The 21,134-nt window shown below is 38.0% G+C and carries 21 protein-coding genes; all 21 read right to left on the reverse strand.

All coding sequences use genetic code 11. The features are described from left to right. Positions 1 to 24 precede the first annotated feature (24 nt). A complete protein-coding gene (locus tag ACFYKT_RS01330; protein ID WP_389214338.1) occupies positions 25 to 408 on the reverse strand; it encodes a thioesterase family protein in 384 nt (127 codons plus the stop codon). A gap of 229 nt (positions 409 to 637) precedes the next feature. Continuing rightward, entirely contained in the window at positions 638 to 1,432 is a 795-nt protein-coding gene (locus ACFYKT_RS01335) for an ABC transporter ATP-binding protein (RefSeq protein WP_389214341.1), read from the reverse strand. After that, a complete protein-coding gene (locus tag ACFYKT_RS01340) occupies positions 1,407 to 2,435 on the reverse strand; it encodes an ABC transporter permease (protein ID WP_389214344.1) in 1,029 nt (342 codons plus the stop codon). Before ACFYKT_RS01340 ends, ACFYKT_RS01335 begins: the two co-directional genes overlap by 26 nt. Before the next feature lie 18 nt (positions 2,436 to 2,453). Further along, positions 2,454 to 3,479, reverse strand: a complete 1,026-nt coding sequence (locus ACFYKT_RS01345) for an ABC transporter substrate-binding protein (protein ID WP_389214347.1) — start codon at positions 3,477 to 3,479, stop codon at positions 2,454 to 2,456. 317 nt (positions 3,480 to 3,796) lie between these two features. Continuing rightward, the gene (locus ACFYKT_RS01350; RefSeq protein ID WP_389215366.1) at positions 3,797 to 4,762 is read right to left on the reverse strand and encodes an NAD(P)H-dependent flavin oxidoreductase; all 966 of its coding nucleotides are present in this window, start codon (positions 4,760 to 4,762) and stop codon (positions 3,797 to 3,799) included. 70 nt (positions 4,763 to 4,832) lie between these two features. Then, complete coding sequence (paaX, locus tag ACFYKT_RS01355) at positions 4,833 to 5,708, reverse strand: phenylacetic acid degradation operon negative regulatory protein PaaX (RefSeq protein ID WP_389214350.1); 876 nt, start codon at positions 5,706 to 5,708, stop codon at positions 4,833 to 4,835. A gap of 421 nt (positions 5,709 to 6,129) precedes the next feature. Then, the gene (locus ACFYKT_RS01360) at positions 6,130 to 6,903 is read right to left on the reverse strand and encodes an enoyl-CoA hydratase-related protein (protein ID WP_389215369.1); all 774 of its coding nucleotides are present in this window, start codon (positions 6,901 to 6,903) and stop codon (positions 6,130 to 6,132) included. Between the two features lie 20 nt (positions 6,904 to 6,923). Continuing rightward, positions 6,924 to 7,703 carry an enoyl-CoA hydratase-related protein gene (locus ACFYKT_RS01365; RefSeq protein WP_389214352.1) on the reverse strand — a complete coding sequence of 260 codons (780 nt, stop codon included), beginning with the start codon at positions 7,701 to 7,703 and terminating at the stop codon, positions 6,924 to 6,926. Then, a complete protein-coding gene (locus ACFYKT_RS01370; RefSeq protein ID WP_389214355.1) occupies positions 7,696 to 8,004 on the reverse strand; it encodes an EthD family reductase in 309 nt (102 codons plus the stop codon). Before ACFYKT_RS01370 ends, ACFYKT_RS01365 begins: the two co-directional genes overlap by 8 nt. Before the next feature lie 139 nt (positions 8,005 to 8,143). Continuing rightward, entirely contained in the window at positions 8,144 to 8,635 is a 492-nt protein-coding gene (paaD, locus tag ACFYKT_RS01375) for a 1,2-phenylacetyl-CoA epoxidase subunit PaaD (protein ID WP_389214358.1), read from the reverse strand. Positions 8,636 to 8,685: 50 nt separating this feature from the next. After that, a complete protein-coding gene (gene paaC, locus ACFYKT_RS01380) occupies positions 8,686 to 9,477 on the reverse strand; it encodes a 1,2-phenylacetyl-CoA epoxidase subunit PaaC (RefSeq protein WP_389215372.1) in 792 nt (263 codons plus the stop codon). Further along, positions 9,470 to 9,826, reverse strand: coding sequence for a 1,2-phenylacetyl-CoA epoxidase subunit PaaB (gene paaB, locus ACFYKT_RS01385; protein WP_389214360.1), 357 nt, complete (start codon positions 9,824 to 9,826; stop codon positions 9,470 to 9,472). Before paaB ends, paaC begins: the two co-directional genes overlap by 8 nt. A gap of 26 nt (positions 9,827 to 9,852) precedes the next feature. Beyond that, positions 9,853 to 10,812, reverse strand: coding sequence for a 1,2-phenylacetyl-CoA epoxidase subunit PaaA (gene paaA / locus ACFYKT_RS01390; RefSeq protein WP_389214363.1), 960 nt, complete (start codon positions 10,810 to 10,812; stop codon positions 9,853 to 9,855). Between the two features lie 358 nt (positions 10,813 to 11,170). Next, a complete protein-coding gene (locus tag ACFYKT_RS01395) occupies positions 11,171 to 14,593 on the reverse strand; it encodes an SCO7613 C-terminal domain-containing membrane protein (RefSeq protein ID WP_389214366.1) in 3,423 nt (1,140 codons plus the stop codon). Between the two features lie 290 nt (positions 14,594 to 14,883). Beyond that, on the reverse strand, positions 14,884 to 15,255 hold the full coding sequence (locus tag ACFYKT_RS01400) for a hypothetical protein (protein ID WP_389214369.1): 372 nt from the start codon (positions 15,253 to 15,255) through the stop codon (positions 14,884 to 14,886). A gap of 174 nt (positions 15,256 to 15,429) precedes the next feature. Then, positions 15,430 to 16,311, reverse strand: a complete 882-nt coding sequence (gene sdaAA / locus ACFYKT_RS01405; protein ID WP_389214372.1) for an L-serine ammonia-lyase, iron-sulfur-dependent, subunit alpha — start codon at positions 16,309 to 16,311, stop codon at positions 15,430 to 15,432. A gap of 55 nt (positions 16,312 to 16,366) precedes the next feature. Beyond that, entirely contained in the window at positions 16,367 to 17,029 is a 663-nt protein-coding gene (gene sdaAB, locus ACFYKT_RS01410; RefSeq protein WP_389214375.1) for an L-serine ammonia-lyase, iron-sulfur-dependent subunit beta, read from the reverse strand. Between the two features lie 36 nt (positions 17,030 to 17,065). Next, positions 17,066 to 17,749, reverse strand: a complete 684-nt coding sequence (locus tag ACFYKT_RS01415) for a helix-turn-helix transcriptional regulator (RefSeq protein ID WP_389214378.1) — start codon at positions 17,747 to 17,749, stop codon at positions 17,066 to 17,068. Positions 17,750 to 17,905: 156 nt separating this feature from the next. Continuing rightward, complete coding sequence (locus tag ACFYKT_RS01420; RefSeq protein ID WP_389214381.1) at positions 17,906 to 18,139, reverse strand: hypothetical protein; 234 nt, start codon at positions 18,137 to 18,139, stop codon at positions 17,906 to 17,908. Positions 18,140 to 18,302: 163 nt separating this feature from the next. Continuing rightward, the gene (locus ACFYKT_RS01425; RefSeq protein ID WP_389214384.1) at positions 18,303 to 18,881 is read right to left on the reverse strand and encodes a Uma2 family endonuclease; all 579 of its coding nucleotides are present in this window, start codon (positions 18,879 to 18,881) and stop codon (positions 18,303 to 18,305) included. Positions 18,882 to 19,053: 172 nt separating this feature from the next. After that, a complete protein-coding gene (locus ACFYKT_RS01430) occupies positions 19,054 to 21,003 on the reverse strand; it encodes an LTA synthase family protein (RefSeq protein WP_389215375.1) in 1,950 nt (649 codons plus the stop codon). Positions 21,004 to 21,134 lie beyond the last annotated feature (131 nt).

Below are 21,134 nucleotides of genomic sequence, written 5' to 3' on the forward strand. Positions count from 1 at the left end.
TTTAACTAAACTTCTAATTGTTTGCTATTCAAGCAAACTGGCAATCTTTCTTTTTGAAAGTATCACCTGTTTGACTTCTCCTGTCCCAATTAGCTTCTTCCCATTACATACTGAAACTTCGGTTATCACAACATTTTCTGCTATTTCAGATACAATGGCTGTTATCGTTAGTTTGGCTCCTTCTGGTGATGCGGCTAGATGCTTCACGCAGACTGCTCCTCCCATTCCTTCCTCATGCTCTTCTAAGTAAGGCAGAATTATCTTCCGCGATACCCATTCCATATGGTAGACCATAAATACTGTTGAATAGGCTCGATGAACGATCTCACCTTCAAACTGCGCAAACATATCTGAAGTAACTTCTATTTCGATTACTTCTGTATCCCCCACCTTCATGCCTTGCTTCATTTCATTCACTCCCAAATTCAAATCTTGAAAGCTATTTTCAAGAATCACAAGATAAAATGCATCACTCTATATATGTATGACGTTTAATTAACGATATAATAACATTTCGTTTAATTAGTAGTCAATAAATTGTAAAAATTATAAAAATTACTTTTTTTCTTTTAAACACAATAATAAAAAGGATTAACTAGCTAAAAACATCTAATTAATCCTCTCATTTACTTTTCCTTCAAGATAAAAGTGTTCGATCGCTTGCCATTTTCGTACCTCTGATGCGTTGAAACTCATTTAATAATTGTTCAATCGTTAAACCGCCTTTCTCTTCCTCATTTACTTCTAAAATAATTTGGCCCTTATCCATCATGATCAAACGATTGCCAAGATCCAGTGCCTGCTGCATATTATGGGTAACCATCAGTGTCGTTAAATTGTATTTTTCAACAATTTCCTTCGTTAAATTAGTGATTAGCTCAGCACGTGCAGGATCAAGTGCTGCCGTATGCTCATCTAATAAAAGAATGGCCGGCTCGGTAAAGGTCGCCATTAATAATGAGAGCGCCTGCCTTTCACCGCCTGATAATAAACCTACTTTTGCAGTTAACCGATTTTCCAGCCCAAGATGGAGGGTTGCAAGTACTTCTTGAAAATACTCTTTCCGTTTCTTTGTTACCCCTTTTCTCAATGTTCGTGACTTATTTCTTGAATAAGCCATCGCTAAATTCTCTTCAATTGTCATACTTGGCGCCGTTCCAGCCATTGGGTCCTGAAAAACCCGCCCAATTAATTTTGCTCGTTTATATTCTGAAATGGCGGTAACATTTTGACCATCTATTGAGACGCTTCCAACATCCGGAGCCATAACACCAGAAATCATGTTCATTAACGTTGACTTTCCAGCCCCATTGCTGCCAATAACGGTGACAAAATCGCCTTCTTTTAACGTTAAATGAATGCGGTCAAGTGCAATTTTCTCATCAGGCGTCCCTTCATTGAATACCTTATGAATCTGTTTTAATTCCAGCATCTGCCTCCCCCTTTCTTTCTGAGGTGATCTGGCTGATTGCTAGATTTTCAGCACGTTTTCTTGCTTTTCGTTTCTTTTCTTTAGATGCATCAATTATTTTCGGCATAATAAGGGCTAGAATAACAATCGTTGCCGTAATCAACTTCATATCTCCTGGCTCAAGAAAATCAACACGAAGAGCTAATGTGACAACGATTCGGTAAATAATCGCCCCACCGATCACTGCTAAAGTCGTCCGTGCAATGGTTTTGGTCCCAAATATGGCTTCCCCGATAATAACAGATGCAAGCCCGATGATAATCATCCCAATTCCCATTCCAACATCGGCAAATCCACCTTGCTGGGCAATTAATGCACCAGAAAACGCAACCATCGCATTAGAGATACCAAGGCCAAGAATAACGGTTAAATTCGTATTCGCAGAAAGGCTTCGAATCATTCGTTTATTGTCACCTGTTGCTCTAATAGCTAAACCAATTTCTGTTTGAAGAAACTTATCTGTCAAAAATTTAATTGCAAACGTAACAAATATCATGAAAATGAGAATTCCCCATGTTCTTGGCAAGCTGTCACCAAGACCAATGCTTGTAAAGATTTGATTAAAGAAAGAGTCTATCCCCATTTTTTCTGATACATTACTTACACTTGTCATTGCTGTATCTGTGTTCAGCAAAGGAACATTCGATTTCCCCATGATCCGAAGATTGATTGAATACAAGGCAATCATCATTAAAATCCCGGATAGAAGTGCATTTATTTTTCCAAGCGTGTGAAGAATTCCTGTTATACAGCCTGCAAAAAAACCTGCGATCAGCGCTACTATTGTCGCGATAAATGGATTTACTCCACTAACGATTAGCGTTGCCGAAACGGCTGCTCCTGTTACAAAGCTTCCATCCACTGTTAGATCAGGAAAGTCGAGTACACGAAAGGATAAATACACACCAAGAGCCATAATGGCGTAGATGATGCCCGATTCGAACGCTCCAAAAATTGCAAACATTATGAATCACATCCTCTATTATTCGCCATCAAAGAATTCAGCAATTTTTTCCCACTCCTGTTTCACTTCAAGTCCTTGTGCTTCTGCGGCTTTTTTATTAATCATTAATGTTAAGCTGCTTGGAAGCTCTACTGGAATTTCAGATGCTTTTTTATTTCCTTTTAGAATATCTGCAGCCATTTTTCCTGTTTGATAGCCAAGATCAAAATAGTCAAAGCCACTTGCTGCAATCGCACCACGCTTCATTGAATCAAGCTCACCAACGAAAAGAGGAATCTTTTCACTGTTTGCTACAGCAATTACCGATTCTAAAGCAGAGACTACAGTATTATCTGTTGGTACATAAATTGCATCCACACGGCCTACTAATGATTCCGTTCCTTGTCTTACTTCAGCAGACGTTGAAATGGATGCTTCAACGACTGTTGCCCCTGCTTTTTCAGCTAGCTCTTTTACTTGAGCAACCTGCACTTCCGAATTTTGCTCGCCTGCATTATAAATAATACCGATTGTTTTTGCTCCAGCTTCTTCAACGATAAAATTAATTGTTTTTGCTGTTCCATCTGGATGGTTATCTGTTGTACCTGTTATATTTTCCCCTGGCTTATCAAGAGCTTCCACAAGTCCTGCGCCAACAGGGTCTGTAACTGATGTAAACACAATGGGAATATCCTTTGTTGCATTTAACGCACTAACAGCACTAGGGGTGGCATTTGCGAAAATAAGATCAACCTTATCACCAACAAAGTTATTGGCAATGGTTTGAGTGTTATTCATATCCGCCTGAGCGTTCTGAAAATTATACTCAACATTGTCTCCTTCTTTAAATCCAGCTTCCTCCATTGCTTTTTTAAATCCTTCTGTTGCTGCATCCAAAGATGGATGTTCAACAAACTGGGTAATACCAATTTTGAATGTTTCCTTTTCTCCTGAATCAGCCGTTGGTTCCTTTGCCGGTTCGTTAGCAGCTTCTTTCCCACAGCCACTTAATACAAGTAATCCTGCGGCAAGAATGAAAGAAAATGCCTTTAAAGATTTTTTCACTTTTCAAAACCCCCTCTAATTTTTAAAATAAAACACTACCAAATGATGATAGTGTGAATTCCCTATGTAGATGATCCTTGTTGAATGGTGCTCTTCACTTACTTACATTCAGTTTATATGATAAGTACTGTGAATAACGTAATTATAACGTTATATTATCACTCTAAAGAAGGAATCGTCAATAATATTCTAAAAATTTAATATATTTAGATTACTATTTAAATTATATGAAATCAACAAGAAAAGCATACAGAAAATCTTCCTGTATGCGTTGAATTAAGATCTTATAAAGTTGAATTTCTACTAGCAGCCAAACTTTACTGCCCCTTCATTTGCGATAAATAATGTAAGGAGCGCTCGAGAGCTTTATTTGCTTCCTCTACCATTTTTTCTAATAATTCTTGAACCGTAGGGATATCTCTGATCAAGCCTGCAATTTGTCCGCCGTTCATAAATCCTTCATTCCCTTTCCCTTCAAGGGCACCTATTATATGAAAAGATTCTGAAGTTAGTTGATTAAACTCCTCTAAGGTAATGCCATTTTGTTCATATAGTAATAGTTTTTGAGCATAGTCGGTAGCTAATACTCTGCGAATTCGCCCAACAGAGCGGCCAATAATCATTGTATCGTGATCAGAAGCATGAATGATTTGCTGTTTGTAGGCGTTATGAAATGGGGCTTCCTTTGTTGCAATGAATCTAGTTCCCATCTGAACTCCACTTGCACCAAGAGCAAGCATTGAAGCCAATCCTCTTCCATCGCCAATTCCTCCAGCAGCAATGACTGGTATGTTAATAGCTTCAATAATCTGGGGAATTAATACAAGTGTAGTCGTTTCGTGAGCGGAGTTAATACCTGCAGCCTCATACCCCTCTGCAACGACTACATCAGACCCAGCAGTTTCTGCCTTTTTTGCCTGATGCACGGTAGCACAAACAGTTATCACTTTCACCCCCTGATCATGGAGCTTAGCGATATACGGGGCAGGGTTACCGGCAGACAGAGATACTACTGGTACATTATATTTCATAACAAGAGAAAGAATTTCTTGAACAAATGGTGATACGGTAAGAGCCACATTGACAGCAAAGGGCTTCTCTGTTCTTTTTTTCGTTTCCTTAATTATTTCTTCCACTTCAATTGGAGTCATCGTTCCTGTCCCTATTGTCCCTAGCCCGCCAGCTTCAGAAACAGCAGCCGTTAGGATGGCATTGCTGATATTCCCCATTCCACCTTGAATAATAGGATATTTGATTTTTAACAAACTTGTTAAACTGTTCAGAGCGATCTCCCTCCATGTACTGTCAAAAAAATAAAAGTGATACTTCAATCAGTAGGGGTCTTACAGCCCATTAATCTGCAATAAACGGATGAGTTAATACATTATAGTCTTCATCCTTATGGCGTAATTCATTGCCTTCTTGAAAAACAACTTCAAAAAAGCGGGAGGCAGGTTCAGCTAGCACTCGATAATAATCACTGAATAATGAGGCTGCATGGCTGCCCAGCCATTTCTCTGGCAACAGTTCTTCCGGAAGTCCTGGATCAATGAAAAGGAATTTTCGATATTCGTGTACGAGTTTTGTTCGCTCCACAAAACAATCAGCATCTGTTTTATTCCCTTTTTGGATTTCATTTTTATCAATAATATACCTTTGGCTATAAACAGAAATAAATTCTAGATACTTCTCATTAATTTCATCTAAATTCCAGCTTTTTTCGACTAAACGGATATTCTCTTGCGGACCAGCATATTTCGAAACAAAAAAGTCAACATAATCGCTAATCTCATATTTTTCAATCAGATCAAATACTTGTTTTTCAAGATTATTGGCTGATATCCAACAACTGTTCGAAAGCGTACCGAATCCGCTCCAAACAAGTTCTTTCCTAAGTTCATCCCTTACATTGCGAATTTCTTCGGGTATGTTGTACATAAGAATTCGCCACTTTCCATCCCATGTTTCAGGCATTAGCTTAAAAATCCGTTTCGCCGCTTCATCAATTCTCTTTTGTCCCCGTTCAGTCAATGAATAATAGCTTTTATTGCTGATTTTCTCAGACTGAACCCATCCTTGCTTATTCATTCTTGAAATAGCTGCTCGAACTGACTGGTCGTTATGACCAAATTCACTTAACAGCTTAATTAAACTGCCAATCCAAATTTTACTTCCATAATGAGAAATATAATCTCCGTATAATGTGAATATCATTGATCTTGTATTCAAGTTGCTTCTATCCTCATTTCGTTTCTATAATCACTCGTAAAAAATACGTCATACCACTATTCTACTAAAAAAATGGCTCTTCTTAAAAGCATTTTTCAAAAAAGATAATAAATGCAAGTATTTTTTGCTAATGAAAACGTAGTGGGTAGAGGTTGATTTCCGCTTCAGGCTGCTCCCTTTCCGCGGGGTGGGCGGTGAGCCTCCTCGACGCTAAAGCGTCTGCGGGGTCTCACCTGTCCCACTCATCCCGCAGGAGTCTCGCACCTTCCGCTCCAATCAACCAACTTTTTTTACACTTTCCATTCACAAGTCTTATTTTAAGATTACATTCTTTTAGATTAATAAATAAATAAAAGAGACGAGCACCTCATTTTAAAGTGCTCGTTTAAGTAGTGAGTGAAAAGAAAGTAACACGCCTAAATTATTCTCCGTGAAAAATAGGTTTTCTTTTTTCTATAAAGGCTTGCACACCCTCTTTATGATCAGCTGTTAATCCTGCAATCCGCTGTGCCTGCGCATCCCTTTCCAAGCTATCTTCAAGCGATGTTTCCCAGCTGGCTTTTAAATTTTTCTTAATCAAGCCAATGGCAATCGTAGGCATGGATGCTAGTTTCTCTGCAAAAGCCGCAACTTCCTCATTCCATTGTTCAAGCGGAATTACCTTCGTTGCAAGCCCTAATTCCTTCGCACTGAGTGCTGTGATCTTTTCACCTAAAATAGCTAATTCTAATGCTTTTGCGTGTCCGATCAGCTTTGGCAAATAATAGAGATTTCCTGCATCAGGTACGAGGCCAACATGGATGAACGCTTCGACAAAGCTGGCCTTTTCCGATAGAAGGCGGAAATCACAAGCTAAAGCAAGACTCATACCTGCACCAGCTGCTACTCCATTTACAGCGGCGACAATTGGCTTCTCACATTTGTGCAGCTCCATTACCATCGGATTGTATCGACGTCTAAGGACTTCCCCGTGATCCATATCGTCATTTACTCCTCCGAGATCTTCACCAGAGCAAAATGCACGTCCTTCACCTGAAATGACTAAACATCGAACCGCTGAATCATTGTTTGCCTGTTTCACTGCTTGCTGAATTTCTTTATTCAATTGCTCTGTAAAAGCATTCAATTTCTCGGGTCTGTTTAATCTAATCCAAGCAACTTGATTAATGACTTCATATTTGACTGTTTCATACATCGCTTGTATGTACACCCCCTCTATTTCCCCCTAAAATTTGGCCGGCGTTTCTCCTGAAAAGCCTTCATTCCTTCTTTTTGATCCTCAGTAGAGAATAATAGATAGAAATTCTTACGCTCGAAATGCATGCCTTCATCTAATGGTGCATCCACTGCTTTAAGTACAGATTCCTTAATAAGCCGTATTGAGAGTGGCGCTTGATTCGCAATTCCTTCAGCAAACTTTAGCGTTTCCTCTAGAAGGACTTCCTTTGCGGTCATGCGATTAATGATGCCAAATTGAATAGCTTCTTGAGCGCTAATTCTTTTACCGGTAAAAAGCCATTCCATTGCTTTTGTTTTTCCGACGAGCTTCGTTAAGCGCTGCGTTCCACCCGCGCCCGGCATAACGCCGAGATTCACTTCTGGGAATCCGAATTCAGCATCATCAGCAGCAATCAGCAGATCACAGCAAAGAGCAAGTTCAAAACCACCCCCAAGGGCAAACCCTTGGACCGCACCAATTATTGGCTTCTTGATCATGGCAAGGCGATCCCAATCCTTGAATTGGTTGCGCAGCTCAAAATCAATTGCATTATCATTGGCCATTTCGTCGATATCAGCTCCAGCAGCAAATGCCCTGCCATTGCCGCTTAACACAATGACACGAACCTGTTCATTCTCTTCAAAGCCTTCCATTGCAGAAAGAATCTCGGACACCATCGGCCGGTTGATAGCATTTAATACTTTTGGACGATTTAATGTAATTTGACCGAGATTTCCATTAATGGACGCTTCAATATATTCGTAGGAGTTAGTCATTCACTTCCTCGCCAATCATAAGGGTGATGAGATCCCCAGCAAATTTCATCGCATCTTTTCCAGAAGCTTTGCCCTCATCTGTTCTCATCGCTGTTTGCAATGCCTCATGACTATCATAAAACATTTCACACATCAAATAATATTTCCCTTCTCCGCCCATCGGACTGCCTACAATTCTAGTAACCTCCATTTTTCGTAGTCCAGGGATTTTTGCTGTTAACGGACCATGCGTTTCAAAATAATGCTTATCAAAAGCCTCTTTATTTTCAGGATGCTTGTAAAGAGCGATTAGTTTTACCATTTGGACAACTTCCTCTCAAATTTTGATGATTTATTTTAAAAAAATTTATTTTGTTTGAGTAATTTCCATTATTTTTGCAATATTCTGGTATTATTTTGCAAAAAATCATTTATTTTTGCAAAATCTGATTTTACCTAAACTACATCATCGTTGAGACAGGCTTCATCGCCTCAAAGGGATTCTTACACGCTTTACAGTAAAGGATGCTGCGGCATGCGGTCGGACCAAAGAGATTTTCTATCGTCGTATAAGTCGACCCGCAATAAGGACAATCGACATGCCATTCGCCAGTTTCAGTGATATGCTTTGGAGGTGGAGCAATCCCAAACTCCTTTAACCGCAATCTTCCTTCTGCTGAAACTCTGTCTGATGTCCATGGCGGATGATAGATAAATTGCACATTGATTTCCTTAAAACAATTTAATTCAGCAATTGTCTCAACTACATTCTTACGAATAATATCCAGTGCAGGACAGCCCATAAAAGTAGGAAGAAGCTCAATTGTTACCTTTTCCATACTTACTTCCACTTTTTCTACCATTCCTAAATCAACAATTGAAATTGAATCAATTTCAGGGTCCTTCACTTTCTGAAGTGCTTCCATCACAATATTTACATTTTGATGAGGCATTCCGCATCAATCCTTTACAATTTTTACAGAGTCATTCCTCCTCTTATTCTCTACCAGTTAGCGGCTGGATCAACTTGATATACTTCACTAAGAACGAGTAAGGCATCCTCCAAATCCTTAGAGTGCTCTCCTATTCGTCCGTCACCGCTTTGCATACTAAACTGGTCTGGCATTGCCAGATTCACAGAATCGAAGACAGGCTGCATAGATCCCTTCCACTTCTGCTTTAGAATTTCCTCAGATTCAATTAAATTGAACGCAGCCATCTCTTTACTCAAAGGGCCAAGTGTTAGCAGCCCATCAAAGTCAGCACATACTCGCTGGACGGCAGCTTCCATCCTTCTTCTAGCCTCATCTCCAGCTTGCATCAATTGTACAAACCACGTTTTCCAATGTAATAGATGATAGTAAAGCTCCATATTCACTTTAAGTGCCACGTTTGCAAGCGGCTCGTAGGATGAATTTTTCAAGGATTCCATCCGGATCTTTTTCGCTTGAACATAGAAATAATTTCTGACTACAGCGAATGCCCAGTCATAGCGCGGTTTTATTAAATAATGACCAGGCCCATTCACCATTTCTAGCAAAATAGCATTCTTCCGTTCTGTCGCTGGACGAGCATGTGCAAGATGATCCATATTTCCCTCACCAAGATCACTTAGAAGCTGATAAAACATCGCTGCATGGCCCATCATATCCTGGCTAATTGAAGAGAAAGCAACATCCTCCTCAATATGAGGAGCAAGGCCAAGCCATTCAGAGCCCCGGTAGGCGAGAATGAAATCATCATCAGCTAGCTGATACAAGAGTGAAAGTAAGGCAGATTGATAAGCTTCATCCATTTTCACTTTTCTTCTCCTCTCCCCATGACAGAATTTCTTTCTCATCAAGCATTCCCTGTTCGTATTGACGCCATTTTTTCTTTAAATAGCCATATCCTTTCGTATTGCGGTAGTCCTTATTATCAAGTCTTTGCAACGATTGCTTTTCCTCTAGGCTCATTTTGCGGATATCAGAGCGCTTCACAACCCAAATGTCAGCGACCGGCTCTCTCCTCATAAAATTCTCCTGTGCCATAATTAAGGCAAGCTCACTATTCGGTGCAAGCATGGAAAATTGATATTGGAGAGGGGAGGTATCCGATCGTTTGCTAAAAACCTCGAATTCCTGATAAAACCCCTCACTCTTCAAAAGGTTCTCTCCTTTCATATCGATCTTTATTTTGCTATATTCAAAGCCTCACGCACCCACTGATTTTCACTATACGCCGTCTTGCGAAGCTCCAAACGATCTTTTGATTTCGGGCCATTATTCTTTATGATGTCTTTAAAGCGATTCCAATCAGGCTGTTTATATACCCAAACATTCTGATCCTCATCAAAATGCATGGTTTCATCTGGAAGTGTTAGTCCTAGAGATAACACTCTTGGAATATATTTTGAGAAAAAGTCCTGTCTTAGCTCTTCATTTGTCTTTGTCCGAATCTTGTATTTAATCGTGATGTCTTGCTTTGAAGTTCCAGTTGTGGATGCGTCCGCAGGTCCGAAGAACATGAGAAGCGCTTCCCACCATCGGTTGACAGCGTCTTGAACCATTTCCCGCTGTTCCTTAGTGCCTTCCGCCAATGCCATAATAATGGCCTCCCCGTGCTGAGCATGAAACACTTCCTCCGCACAGATTCTTTTTAATGCCCTTGCATAAGGACCATAGGAAGCATGAAGCATATTCGTCTGTGAAATAATCGCAGCCCCATCAACAAGCCAGCCAATTAATCCAGCATCACCCCATGTTGGTGCCTCCATATGAAACACATTATGAAATTTCAGCCGGCCGCTAAATAAATCTTCCATTATATCCTCTCGTGTTTTGCCAAGAGGCTTCATTAAATCCTCAGCCACACGAAGCAAGAGCTGGCCATGTCCCATTTCATCCTGTACCTTAGCCATGATGCCAAGCTTTCTTTTTAATGAAGGTGCTTTAGGCACCCATTCTTTTTCAGGGAGTGCCCCCATGATTTCACTAATACCGTGCATTGAAATTAATTTAATTAGTGTAAACCGATACTCGTCTGGCATCCAATCGTCAGCTTCAATTTTCTCCCCTGCTTCAATCCTCTTCAAAAAATGCGCGTGCTTTTCCTTCTCGGTTAACTGACTTGAAAAAAAGACTTCTGACAATGCCCTCACCTCCTAATTTGATTTGCTTAATTCATTTTATTTATATATAACGTTTATTAGACGTTATACTTTTTATATGTCATATATTTAACACAAAGATACCGTGTAAACAGGTAAAAGTCAATTAGTTTTCAGAAAATTTAATAATTTAATTTTACACAAATATGTTCAGGAAAGATGACCGGCAATTTATTTTTGAAAATGCCTATGGTGTGCACGCGAATGCGTTTTATTCGAATGAATAACTTGATGAGCGGGTACAGCAAAAGCATTTTCGTGCTCTAACAATATTATTTAACTAGGCCTTGAAAATAAAAAAATACCCACTAATTCTACAAAGAATCAGCAGGTATTTGGTCTATTTCCATTCTTTCAGTTTACTAATAATCTTCTTTTTCCATTCAGAAATGAAGGTCTTCTCTCCCTTAGCTGTTTTCTGTTTATGCCATTCATTATAACTGGCCACAGCAATGAGGATAGAACCTGCAATAAGTAGATAGGCCCACCATGGAAGGTTGCCCCAGTACGGCCGAGTCTGTAATAGAACGTTTAGGAGTAACACACCTGAACCAACAAAGAAATACGATTTAATGCGAAGGAACATCCCTGCTAACATGGCAGCAAGCGAAAGCGTTCCTAAAATAAGCGCATCATAAATAGTTGAGCTGGCCATGCCATCAGCAATAAGGATAAAGGAAACGATGGTTAACACTGCCCATTGCAGCAAACCTGTTTCTTTCTGGAATTTTCCTTTTAAACAACTACGAGCAAAGATAGTAACCGCAACAAAAGGAAGGGTATTTAGCTCCACCTCTATCAACTCAGGTATGTTTATTCGACCAATAAGCGCGTAATAAGGCTCGAGGAAAAATAGGCCTGATAAAAGGATCGGAATCCATGCATTTTCAGATTTGATCCGTTTTCTTTGTAAAAACAATACAGTACTTATTAGAAGTCCTGGAATAAGGAGTGTCCACAAGGCTTCAGTTTGAAATGGATACATAGTTGCGAAAAATAGAAAAGCAATAAAGGAGTAACTATCCATATTTCTCAATCTTCCATTGATGGTCAATAAATTCTTATACAGAAGTTGACCACACAAAGCCAATCCAATACCAAATCCTCCAATAATTATGAACTTGCTAATTGTAGCCATCCCACTTAGAAGAAGGAACCAGATTGCCCCAATAAATAAAAGCAGCAATGGAATGCCAACAAGGAAATCCTTGCGAATTAGATGGAGGAAGATGATTAATCCTGCCGTATACACGACCATTGCTGAGAAGGAGGTCCCTCCAAACGGATACGAAGCAATAAAAGCTAGAATGCCTATCAGTGAAAAAGGAATAAAGAAATAAATGGTTCTCTGTTTATCTGCTGGCTTAGCAAAAATCCAAAAAACAAATATGATTCCGCTTATCACTAAAAAGACAAAATCACTATTACCACTAGGAAGCAGCTCCCAGAAACTCGTCAAAACAATCATAAATAAAGCTAGAAATGCACTATAGAGGAATAGCTTTATCTTCCACTCCTTACGGCATATCCTGGAGCTAATCCAGTATGCCGCCACTGAAGCAAGAAAACCCCAAATGGACTTTTCCCAAAATAAAAATAAGGTAAATACGAGCGAAAACGGTAAGTTCACATGTCCAATCCACGAAAAGCCTTTTGATAGCTGTGGATCCCTTTTTAGAAGATACCAGGAAATAGCAAGCAAAAGAACCGCACCTAATGGTAATTGAATCCATTTTAGGATTTCTAAATTGACATCATTAGAATGGATCGCATTCAAAATAGCATAATACGAGAACAATGCAACGACAGCAATTGGAAAGGGAATCCACTTAAATTTTGTAAAGAAATAAAATGAAAGATACATTCCAATCCCAGCTAATAGAACCATTGGACGCATCCAAAAATCATTTATCGGGGAAAGTATTGACGTACTGATTGCCATTGTATAAAACCCTTGTGCAATGTAAAATGCATTTCTTGAAAATAATGGATGCTTCTTGAATTTCCAAAAAAAGCTAAGTAGTAATAGTGAAGCACTTGATAAAACATAATTCATTGCTACCCCAAGATTGTCTTTATAGAAAAGGAAAGCGCTACGCATCTCCTCTCCAAAGAACAGAAAAGCAAATCCTAGAGAAATGGGTATGGCCCATGGACTGGCGATTGTATATAGGCTTCTATCATCAACACGAGCCGTGATAACATTCACAAAACTAAAGATCAACAGCATTATACCAACGATCAACCAATCAAACATTAAAAAGCTACCCACTATAGAAAGAAGCATAATAACTAGGCCAACATCTCTAGAACTTCGAACGATAATCTGTACGAAGGTATATTTGACAGCAACGCCAAGAATCATAAATAGGACAAAACCAATAAAGAAGATAAGCAGCATGATGTGTTCAAAATCAAGAGCATTATCAAGCATTACAACAATTTCAAATAATGCAGTCGCTAAAAAGACAGGACTTAAATAGGCAAACAGCCTATTTTTCATCATATTGGCAAGATAAGTAAACTGCGCAGCAATAATCAAATAGGCAAGAAACAGGACAATTGAAGGCTCATTCATTCTTAATAAAATGCCTTCCACACTGATATATATAAAGGCTAGGCTCGAAACGATTGCACTTGTAAGCCGAAAAACCTTTTCCCACTGACCATTGCCATCTAGAACTTTAGGAACAGCTAAAAACCCTGCCCCTACTAACACGTATAGCATTGGACCAAATGCCTCCAATATTGAATATTCAATCAGTTGATAAGCACCATAAACAACCATAACACTGAAAACAAAATGAAACTCTTTCCTTCCCGACACAAAAACCATTGATAAATAAACAGCTGCTGTTAGAAGGATATTAAAGCTGTAGAACACATGGCTATTGAAGAAAGAAAGCATCAATAAGGTCGACAGAATTAAATTAATTTGAGCGAAATAAACAAGTTCCTTTGTAAAAAGCTTTAGACTGTCTTTATTCTTTAACCAGTGATAGCTTGCAGCGAGTAATGCATTATAAAGCATCATCCCGAAATAAAAACCATCTTTATCAAGCTTGAAGGAAGCAAGGAGAAAGCCAACTCCAGCTGTTAAAAAAAGATAAGCAAACCACACAAATAGCCTAGATTTTAATTTATTTGCAAATACCGTGTAGATTGGAAATAATAAAAAGCTTCCGATTGCACCAAGTATAAATCGGCCTTCCCCTGTAAAAGACAAATATGGCCCTAATAGTTCAAACCAGCCAATCGATAAAATAAAGATAGGAAGAAACAAGCTTCCAAGCACGATAAATGCAAAAGATGTTCGCTCAATCTTAAGTATCTTCTTAGAAATATAGGCAATTCCATAAAATAGAAAGGAAACAAAGGCAATGGATCCACTCTTCATCCAATTTGACATCACATCCCAATTACTTGTAGCAACATAGAGTCCTCCAATTAACAGAAAAATGACGCCTAAATGTAGAAGCCAAGATATATTTTTTTCACGAACTTCTTCTGCTGATAATTTCTTCTTTTCCACTTTTTTGACTTGTGGAACAGGCTTGTCGACAGTTTTAATCTGGACAGCTTCAATCATTTGTTCGGATTGTTTAGGTTGTTCAAATTTCCCTGCTTCTAGATCAGCGTGATACCTATAATAAGCAATCATTGTTTTTTCATATTGCTCTGCTGAAATATACTCCTTCTCCTTCAGTAAATGTAATTCATTTCGAAAAATTTGCTTCAATTCCTCTTTCGAAAGAGAATCCATCATTTCACCCCTTAATCACACCAATATCTTATTGTTTACATTTAGTGTAATTTTACACATTTATTCAGTGCTTTTCAATCCTTTTTTACCAAACGCGAATAAGTTCCTTCCATATTGCTTTTAACATAATTGGGTAGAAGTTGATTTGCGCTCCAGGATGCTCGCTTTCCGCTCCAATCAACTATTCTTTTTTGTAAACGGAAAATTTCTCTAAAAACAAAAATTTTTTAGAAAACAGCCAAACAAAAAGACGCCTAAGTTGGCGCCAGTGTATACCATAATAATAGTTATTAGCTTACTTTATTATTTTTGCCTTCAATCATCAAAATGGCTTCTTCATTCTTAGCAATTTTTGTTAATTGAGCATCTAATCGATGATTGATTTGGCTTATTTCTTCTTGAAATACTTTGTTTAATGTACTCCCTTTAAACATTTGGAAAAAATCCTTTAATACATCAGTCTGAAAAGAGTCCATTTTTTCAAGAATCTCTTTAATGTCTGTTAAATCAATTTGATTTACTTCTACTCTATGTTCAATACTGTCCATTTTTCCCAATCGGTCCAGTCTAAGTTCAAGTGTTTTCATATTCTTTCCAATTTCGCTAATTTCCTGCTTCATGTCATTCATACCCGCTAATATTTGCTTTAATATCTCCTCCACAATAATCGCTCCCCGTTTGTTTGTATCTTTATTCTATCATTTTTATCTTAAAGGAATCTGTGGATATTTTTTTACACTTTTTATAATATGAAATTTATGGAACAAAACGGTGATCACAATCAAATAAAAAATCTGGATTCTATTGAAGAGTCCAGATTTTTTTCTCCCTAAGAATTACATCCCATTTTTCCCAAAGATTTTCGCTTCTAGTCTTCTTCCTGTTGGTGTTGCCGCAAGTCCGCCTTCTGCAGTCTCTCTTAGTGCTGATGGCATTGATTGCCCAATTAAGAACATGGCATGGATGACCTCATCACATGGAATCCGGCTTGTGATTCCAGCTAGTGCCATATCTGCAGCAGTCATCGCATTCGAAGCACCCATTGCATTTCGTTTGACACATGGTACTTCAACTAATCCAGCAACAGGGTCACAAACAAGTCCAAGCATGTTTTTCAATGTGATCGCCATTGCTTCTGCTGCCTGGCTTGGTGTTCCCCCAGCAAGTTCAACAATCGCCGCCGCTGCCATTCCACTTGCTGACCCTACCTCAGCTTGGCATCCACCTGCAGCACCTGAAATCGAAGCATTGTTTGCAACAACAAAGCCAAAAGCTGCGGATGTGAACAAGAATTCAATCATTTCCATCCGTGTTGGATTTAATACTTCTTTAACTGCAAATAGTGTTCCTGGTACAACACCAGCTGACCCAGCTGTTGGTGTTGCACAAATCGTACCCATTGCCGCATTTACTTCATTCGTTGCAACAGCCTTACTGACTGCATCTAGAAGGATATTACCCGACAATGCTTTTCCACTTTGAATATATTTTTGCAAAAGTACAGCATCGCCGCCAGTTAAACCGGACACGGATGTGACTCCATTTAGCCCACGTTCAACTGCTTGTTCCATCACCGTTAAATTCCGGTCCATTTGTGCGATGATTTCTTCTCTTGTTCGACCTGTCACTTCAATTTCCTGCTGAATCATGATTTCTGCTATTTTTACTTGTTTGGCTTCTGCAAGCTCGACAACTTCAGCTACATTTCTAAATAACATCGTTTCCACCCCTATTCTTGGCTGCTTTCCATTCTATCCTTGCATTAATGCTTATCTATTCGACCATTCGAATGGTTTGAGTTACATTCGGTAGCTTTTCAATCTCTGCCATCACATCTTGTTCAATTTTTTGATCAACCTCAATAACCATTAAGGCCATCTTACCTTTTTCTTTACGGGATACTTCCATATGGCCAATGTTAATCTCATGATTAGCCAAAATATTTGTCACAGCTGAAATCACGCCAAACTGATCATTATGCACAACCAATATAGCAGGATGTTCGCCAGATAATTTCAGTTGAAACGTATTAAGCTCAATAATTTCAATTGTGCCTCCACCGATAGAGATCCCAACAAGTTCCAGATCATTTTTATCATCATACAAATTGATTCGAACCGTATTTGGGTGTTCAGTTACTGCATCTTCTATCTGAAAAATAACTTCCATTCCCGCTTCCTCTGCTAGCTTTAATGATGTAGGAATGCGTTCATCAAACGTATCAAAATCTAATAGTCCACCGACTATTGCCACATCTGTACCATGACCTTTATATGTTTTCGCAAATGAACCATACAAAGAAATGACTGCTTTTTTTGGTATTCGATTAAATAAAGTCCTGGCAACACGGCCAATTCTTGCTGCACCTGCGGTATGAGAGCTAGAAGGACCAATCATTACAGGTCCGATGATATCAAATGCTGATCTATACTTCATTTCAAAAGCTCCTTTAGTCAACGTATTTAATGAAATTTATTTATGTTCAGCCAGCACTTCTGTCTGAAACTCATTCATCGTTCTTATTTTTTGCAAATAGTTGTATATTGTAAACTTGGAAACTCCAAGTACAGTAGCTACATATTCAGTCGCTCCTTTAATGAGAAAAGTTCCTTTCTCATCAAGCTGGCGAACACATTCCACCTTCTCATCCAAACTCATTAAAGAAGGAGCTTTTTTGAATCCATGGAGCACTTGTTCAACCATTTCATGTGTGACATCTTGAACAGAAGTGAAAAAGCTTTCTGACTTCACCTGATTTTCGTCAAAATTAATAAATTCTTCAATCTCACCGCCAAATTGCATGAGCAGGCTAATATCATAATTGATACATAACGCACCAATTACCTTTCCATCACTATCTCTTAGAAAAATGGTAGCCGATTTCATGATATTCCCTTTTTTTGATTGTGTTTTATAATTTGGAATATCTTCAACATCCATTTTCTGCTTAGCCAGTTCATTGAGAACAAGATCAGTGATCGGTGAGCCAATTTCTCTTCCTGTCACATTACCTGCAATATGAATCAATGATTTCTTTAAATCAGCAAAATCATGAACGGCTACTTCACAGCGGGAACCGAACATTTTAACCAGCATATCGGCTGTACGAATGGCTAAATCGAAAATCGGCTGATGAGATTTCTTCAATTCAGACACTTCCCTTACTTTCAGTTATCTATATAACTAAGTTAATAACATTTTATAGCTTAATCATACCATAAAATATAGATAGTTAAAATAATATTTTAGTAGTTACAAAAAAATTGTAACTCATGAAAAAAGCCATAGCATTTTAGCTATGGCATACTTGGTTTACACATTTTTCAAAACTAAGTTCAAACGGTTTACGCGTTCAACTTTTTCCTGCTCTGAAGAAAGATCAAATTTTTTCAACAGGTGAAATACTTCATTTAAAATGTCTTGTGTATGTTTCTTTTGAAAAAAAACTTGAAATAGTGGAACTGTTTCAGTTGGTAAATACGCTTTCTGCTGCTCGTACTTTTTCTGTACATCTTCATGTGAATGATCTAATTTACATTCGCTCATTTACTTTCCTCCTCTGTTTATTTAAATTAATTAGACAAGAAATATATAAGATTAGAATAAAAATACAACATTATTTCGAATCGATGCCGCTTTTTAGGGGTATTTTATTTAAATATTCTGCTGGAATAATGTGCTCGTTTACACCATTCTAATTATTGAAAAGCTAAAAGTTAAACACCATTCTCAAATCAATCGTTAAATTTTCGAGGACTGTTACATTCACCTGATCATCTTCCGTATACATATCTGGTCGACCATATCTTTTATTCTCTTGCAATGTAAAAACGCTGACAATTTTTTCAGTAGGTTCAACAATCCAATATTCTCTTACACCCGCTTGTTCATATTTATTAAATTTATCTACCTTATCTTTTCTAGCCGTTGATGGTGAAATAATTTCAACTACCAAATCTGGAGTACCTTTACAACCACGCTCATCAAGTTTTGATTTATCACAAACAATGGTCAAATCAGGTTCAAATACATTTTTTCTATCCTTTTCATTAATAGGCGCCTCATCCAAATCTAATAAGACATGAAATGGTGCCGGATACACTTTACACTCTTTACCGACTAGAAAATTAGCAATTTGCCGATGCAGTTCAGATAAAGTCTCTTGATGTATCCTCAGTGGGGCAGCCTGCAAATATGGAACTCCATCGATAATTTCTACTCTTTCATCCTCTGACCACGATAAATAATCAGCATACGTATAGACTTGATTCACCTTAGGTAATGACATGTCGTTACCCCCATAATTCTTTATTATCTTTATTATACCATTTTTAAATCAATGAACGCGAACTATCCTAGATCTAAGATTAAACCCATGTTAGCATAGCTCAAAATACTAATTCAGTAATTTGTGCGACAAAACAAAAAAGGAGCGAAGAATACTCTCCACTCCTCTCCCATTATTCTTGCTCACCTAATCCATTTCGTTCTTCCATAGTAGGCGGCATTTCTTTCTTTATATACTGATAATCATTACGGTCAATTGGCTCATATCCATCAGGCTCGTAGAAGCGCAGCAAGTCTTTGTAGACAATTTCATCAGACATTTGCAGCTCCGTTCTTGCTTTTTCAGCTAATGGCTCACATCCCGCTCCTTCAATTAATTCCCCTGTTTCTGTAGAATAGCATTTCTCTTCTAACTGAGTGAATTCAGGTGAAACAAAATCTCCATTACGGAATGGAACAACCTCACGATGCTTTTCTGATAAAAGATCAGATCCAATTGTCAAATAATCCTTCGTATCGATACCTAGAAGATGCATTAAAGTAGGTTGGACATCAACTTGGCCGCCAATTTTATTAACGAGACCGCCATCTACTCCAGGAACGTGAATAAATACTGGTACACGTTGAAGCATCGCATTATCAAAAGGTGTAATTTCTTTGCCAATTATTTCTTCCATTGCTTTATTATGATTTTCTGAAATTCCATAATGATCACCATATAGAACAACAACGGTATGATCATACAATCCAGACTCTTTAAGATCATTAAAGAACTGTTCTAATGCCTGGTCCATATAGTTGGCAGATTGGAAATATTGATTGACGACATTATCCTCTGTTTCTGCAGCTGGAAAATCAGTGTCTCCCTCATCCATTTTGAATGGGAAATGATTAGACAGTGTAATAAACTTTGTATAGAAAGGCTCTGGAAGGCTTTCCAACATAGGCATAGATTCAGCGAAAAATGGCTTATCTTTTAATCCATAATTCTTAGTGTTTTCATCAGTCATTTGATAATATTCTGCATCAAAAAACTCATCATATCCTAATGAACGATACATTTCATTGCGGTTCCAGAAAGTTTTGTAGTTACCATGGAATGCAGCAGAAGTATATCCACGTGACTTAAGGATTGCTGGTGATGATTGATAAGTGTTCTGAGCTTTATTTACATATACTGCCCCTTGGGACATTGGATATAGAGAGTTATCCATGATGAATTCCGCATCAGATGTCTTCCCTTGACCCGTTTGGTTAATAATATTATTGAAATAGAAAGTCGATCCATTATGTGCTAATGAATTCAAGAATGGGGTAACCTCTTGACCATTCAACTGGTAATCAATAATAAAGGTTTGCAGTGACTCCATTGATACATAAATAACATTCATATCCTTAGCTTTACCAAAGAATTCCGGATTTGGAGTTGCATTATTTGCTTTAATATAGTTCTCTACTTCTGTAATGTCATTAGAGTCAGCTAGCGCTCTTTGACTAGCAGAACGAGCATTTTGGATCACATCGTATACAGAGAAATTATACGTTCCAAGGTATTTCACCAAATAATTCCGATCAAATGAACGAGTCAAAAGTTCTGGACGATCTTTTTCGGCAAGTCCTAGATTGATCATGAAAGTTGCTACTGCAGCAAGAATAACAACCGTACCAGGCTTTCTGCTGATCGATTTCCCTGGGTTATACCATTTCTTAGCGACAAAAAGGATAAGTAGAATGGTATCTGTAAAATAAAAAATATCCATAGGAGACATTAGGGAAAGAGCGCTTCCTCCTAGCTGTGCTCCATTTACTTTCGTCTGCATGACAACTGGGACGGTAATAAAGTCATTAAAGAAACGGTAATAGGCCACATTTGCATACAAAACAAACGAAAGCAAGAAGTTCATAAATATTAATACGGTTGATTGCACTTTTCCTTTAAAAAACAAAGCAAGTCCAAAGAAAAGCAGTGCCGAACTTAGCGGATTGATAAATAATAAGAATTCCTGCATCTTATTATCTATTCCTAGATTAAATTCAATTTGGTACACAGCATAGGTTTTAAACCAAAAAAGAATCACAAATATAAAGAAAAGCGCAAGATTTCCTTTTATCAATTCTTTCATAGATAAAAAAAGTTTTTTCATATTTACACCTCACATAATAATAAAATTGTAAAAAACTTAGCAGCTGCTAAGTTTATATTATATTTCTATATGTCATTCTAATTTCATGGCAAGCTGAACGATGTAGACTA

It is taken from the genome of Cytobacillus mangrovibacter, assembly GCF_042865275.1.
GTDB classification, from domain to species: Bacteria; Bacillota; Bacilli; order Bacillales; family Cytobacillaceae; genus Cytobacillus; species Cytobacillus mangrovibacter.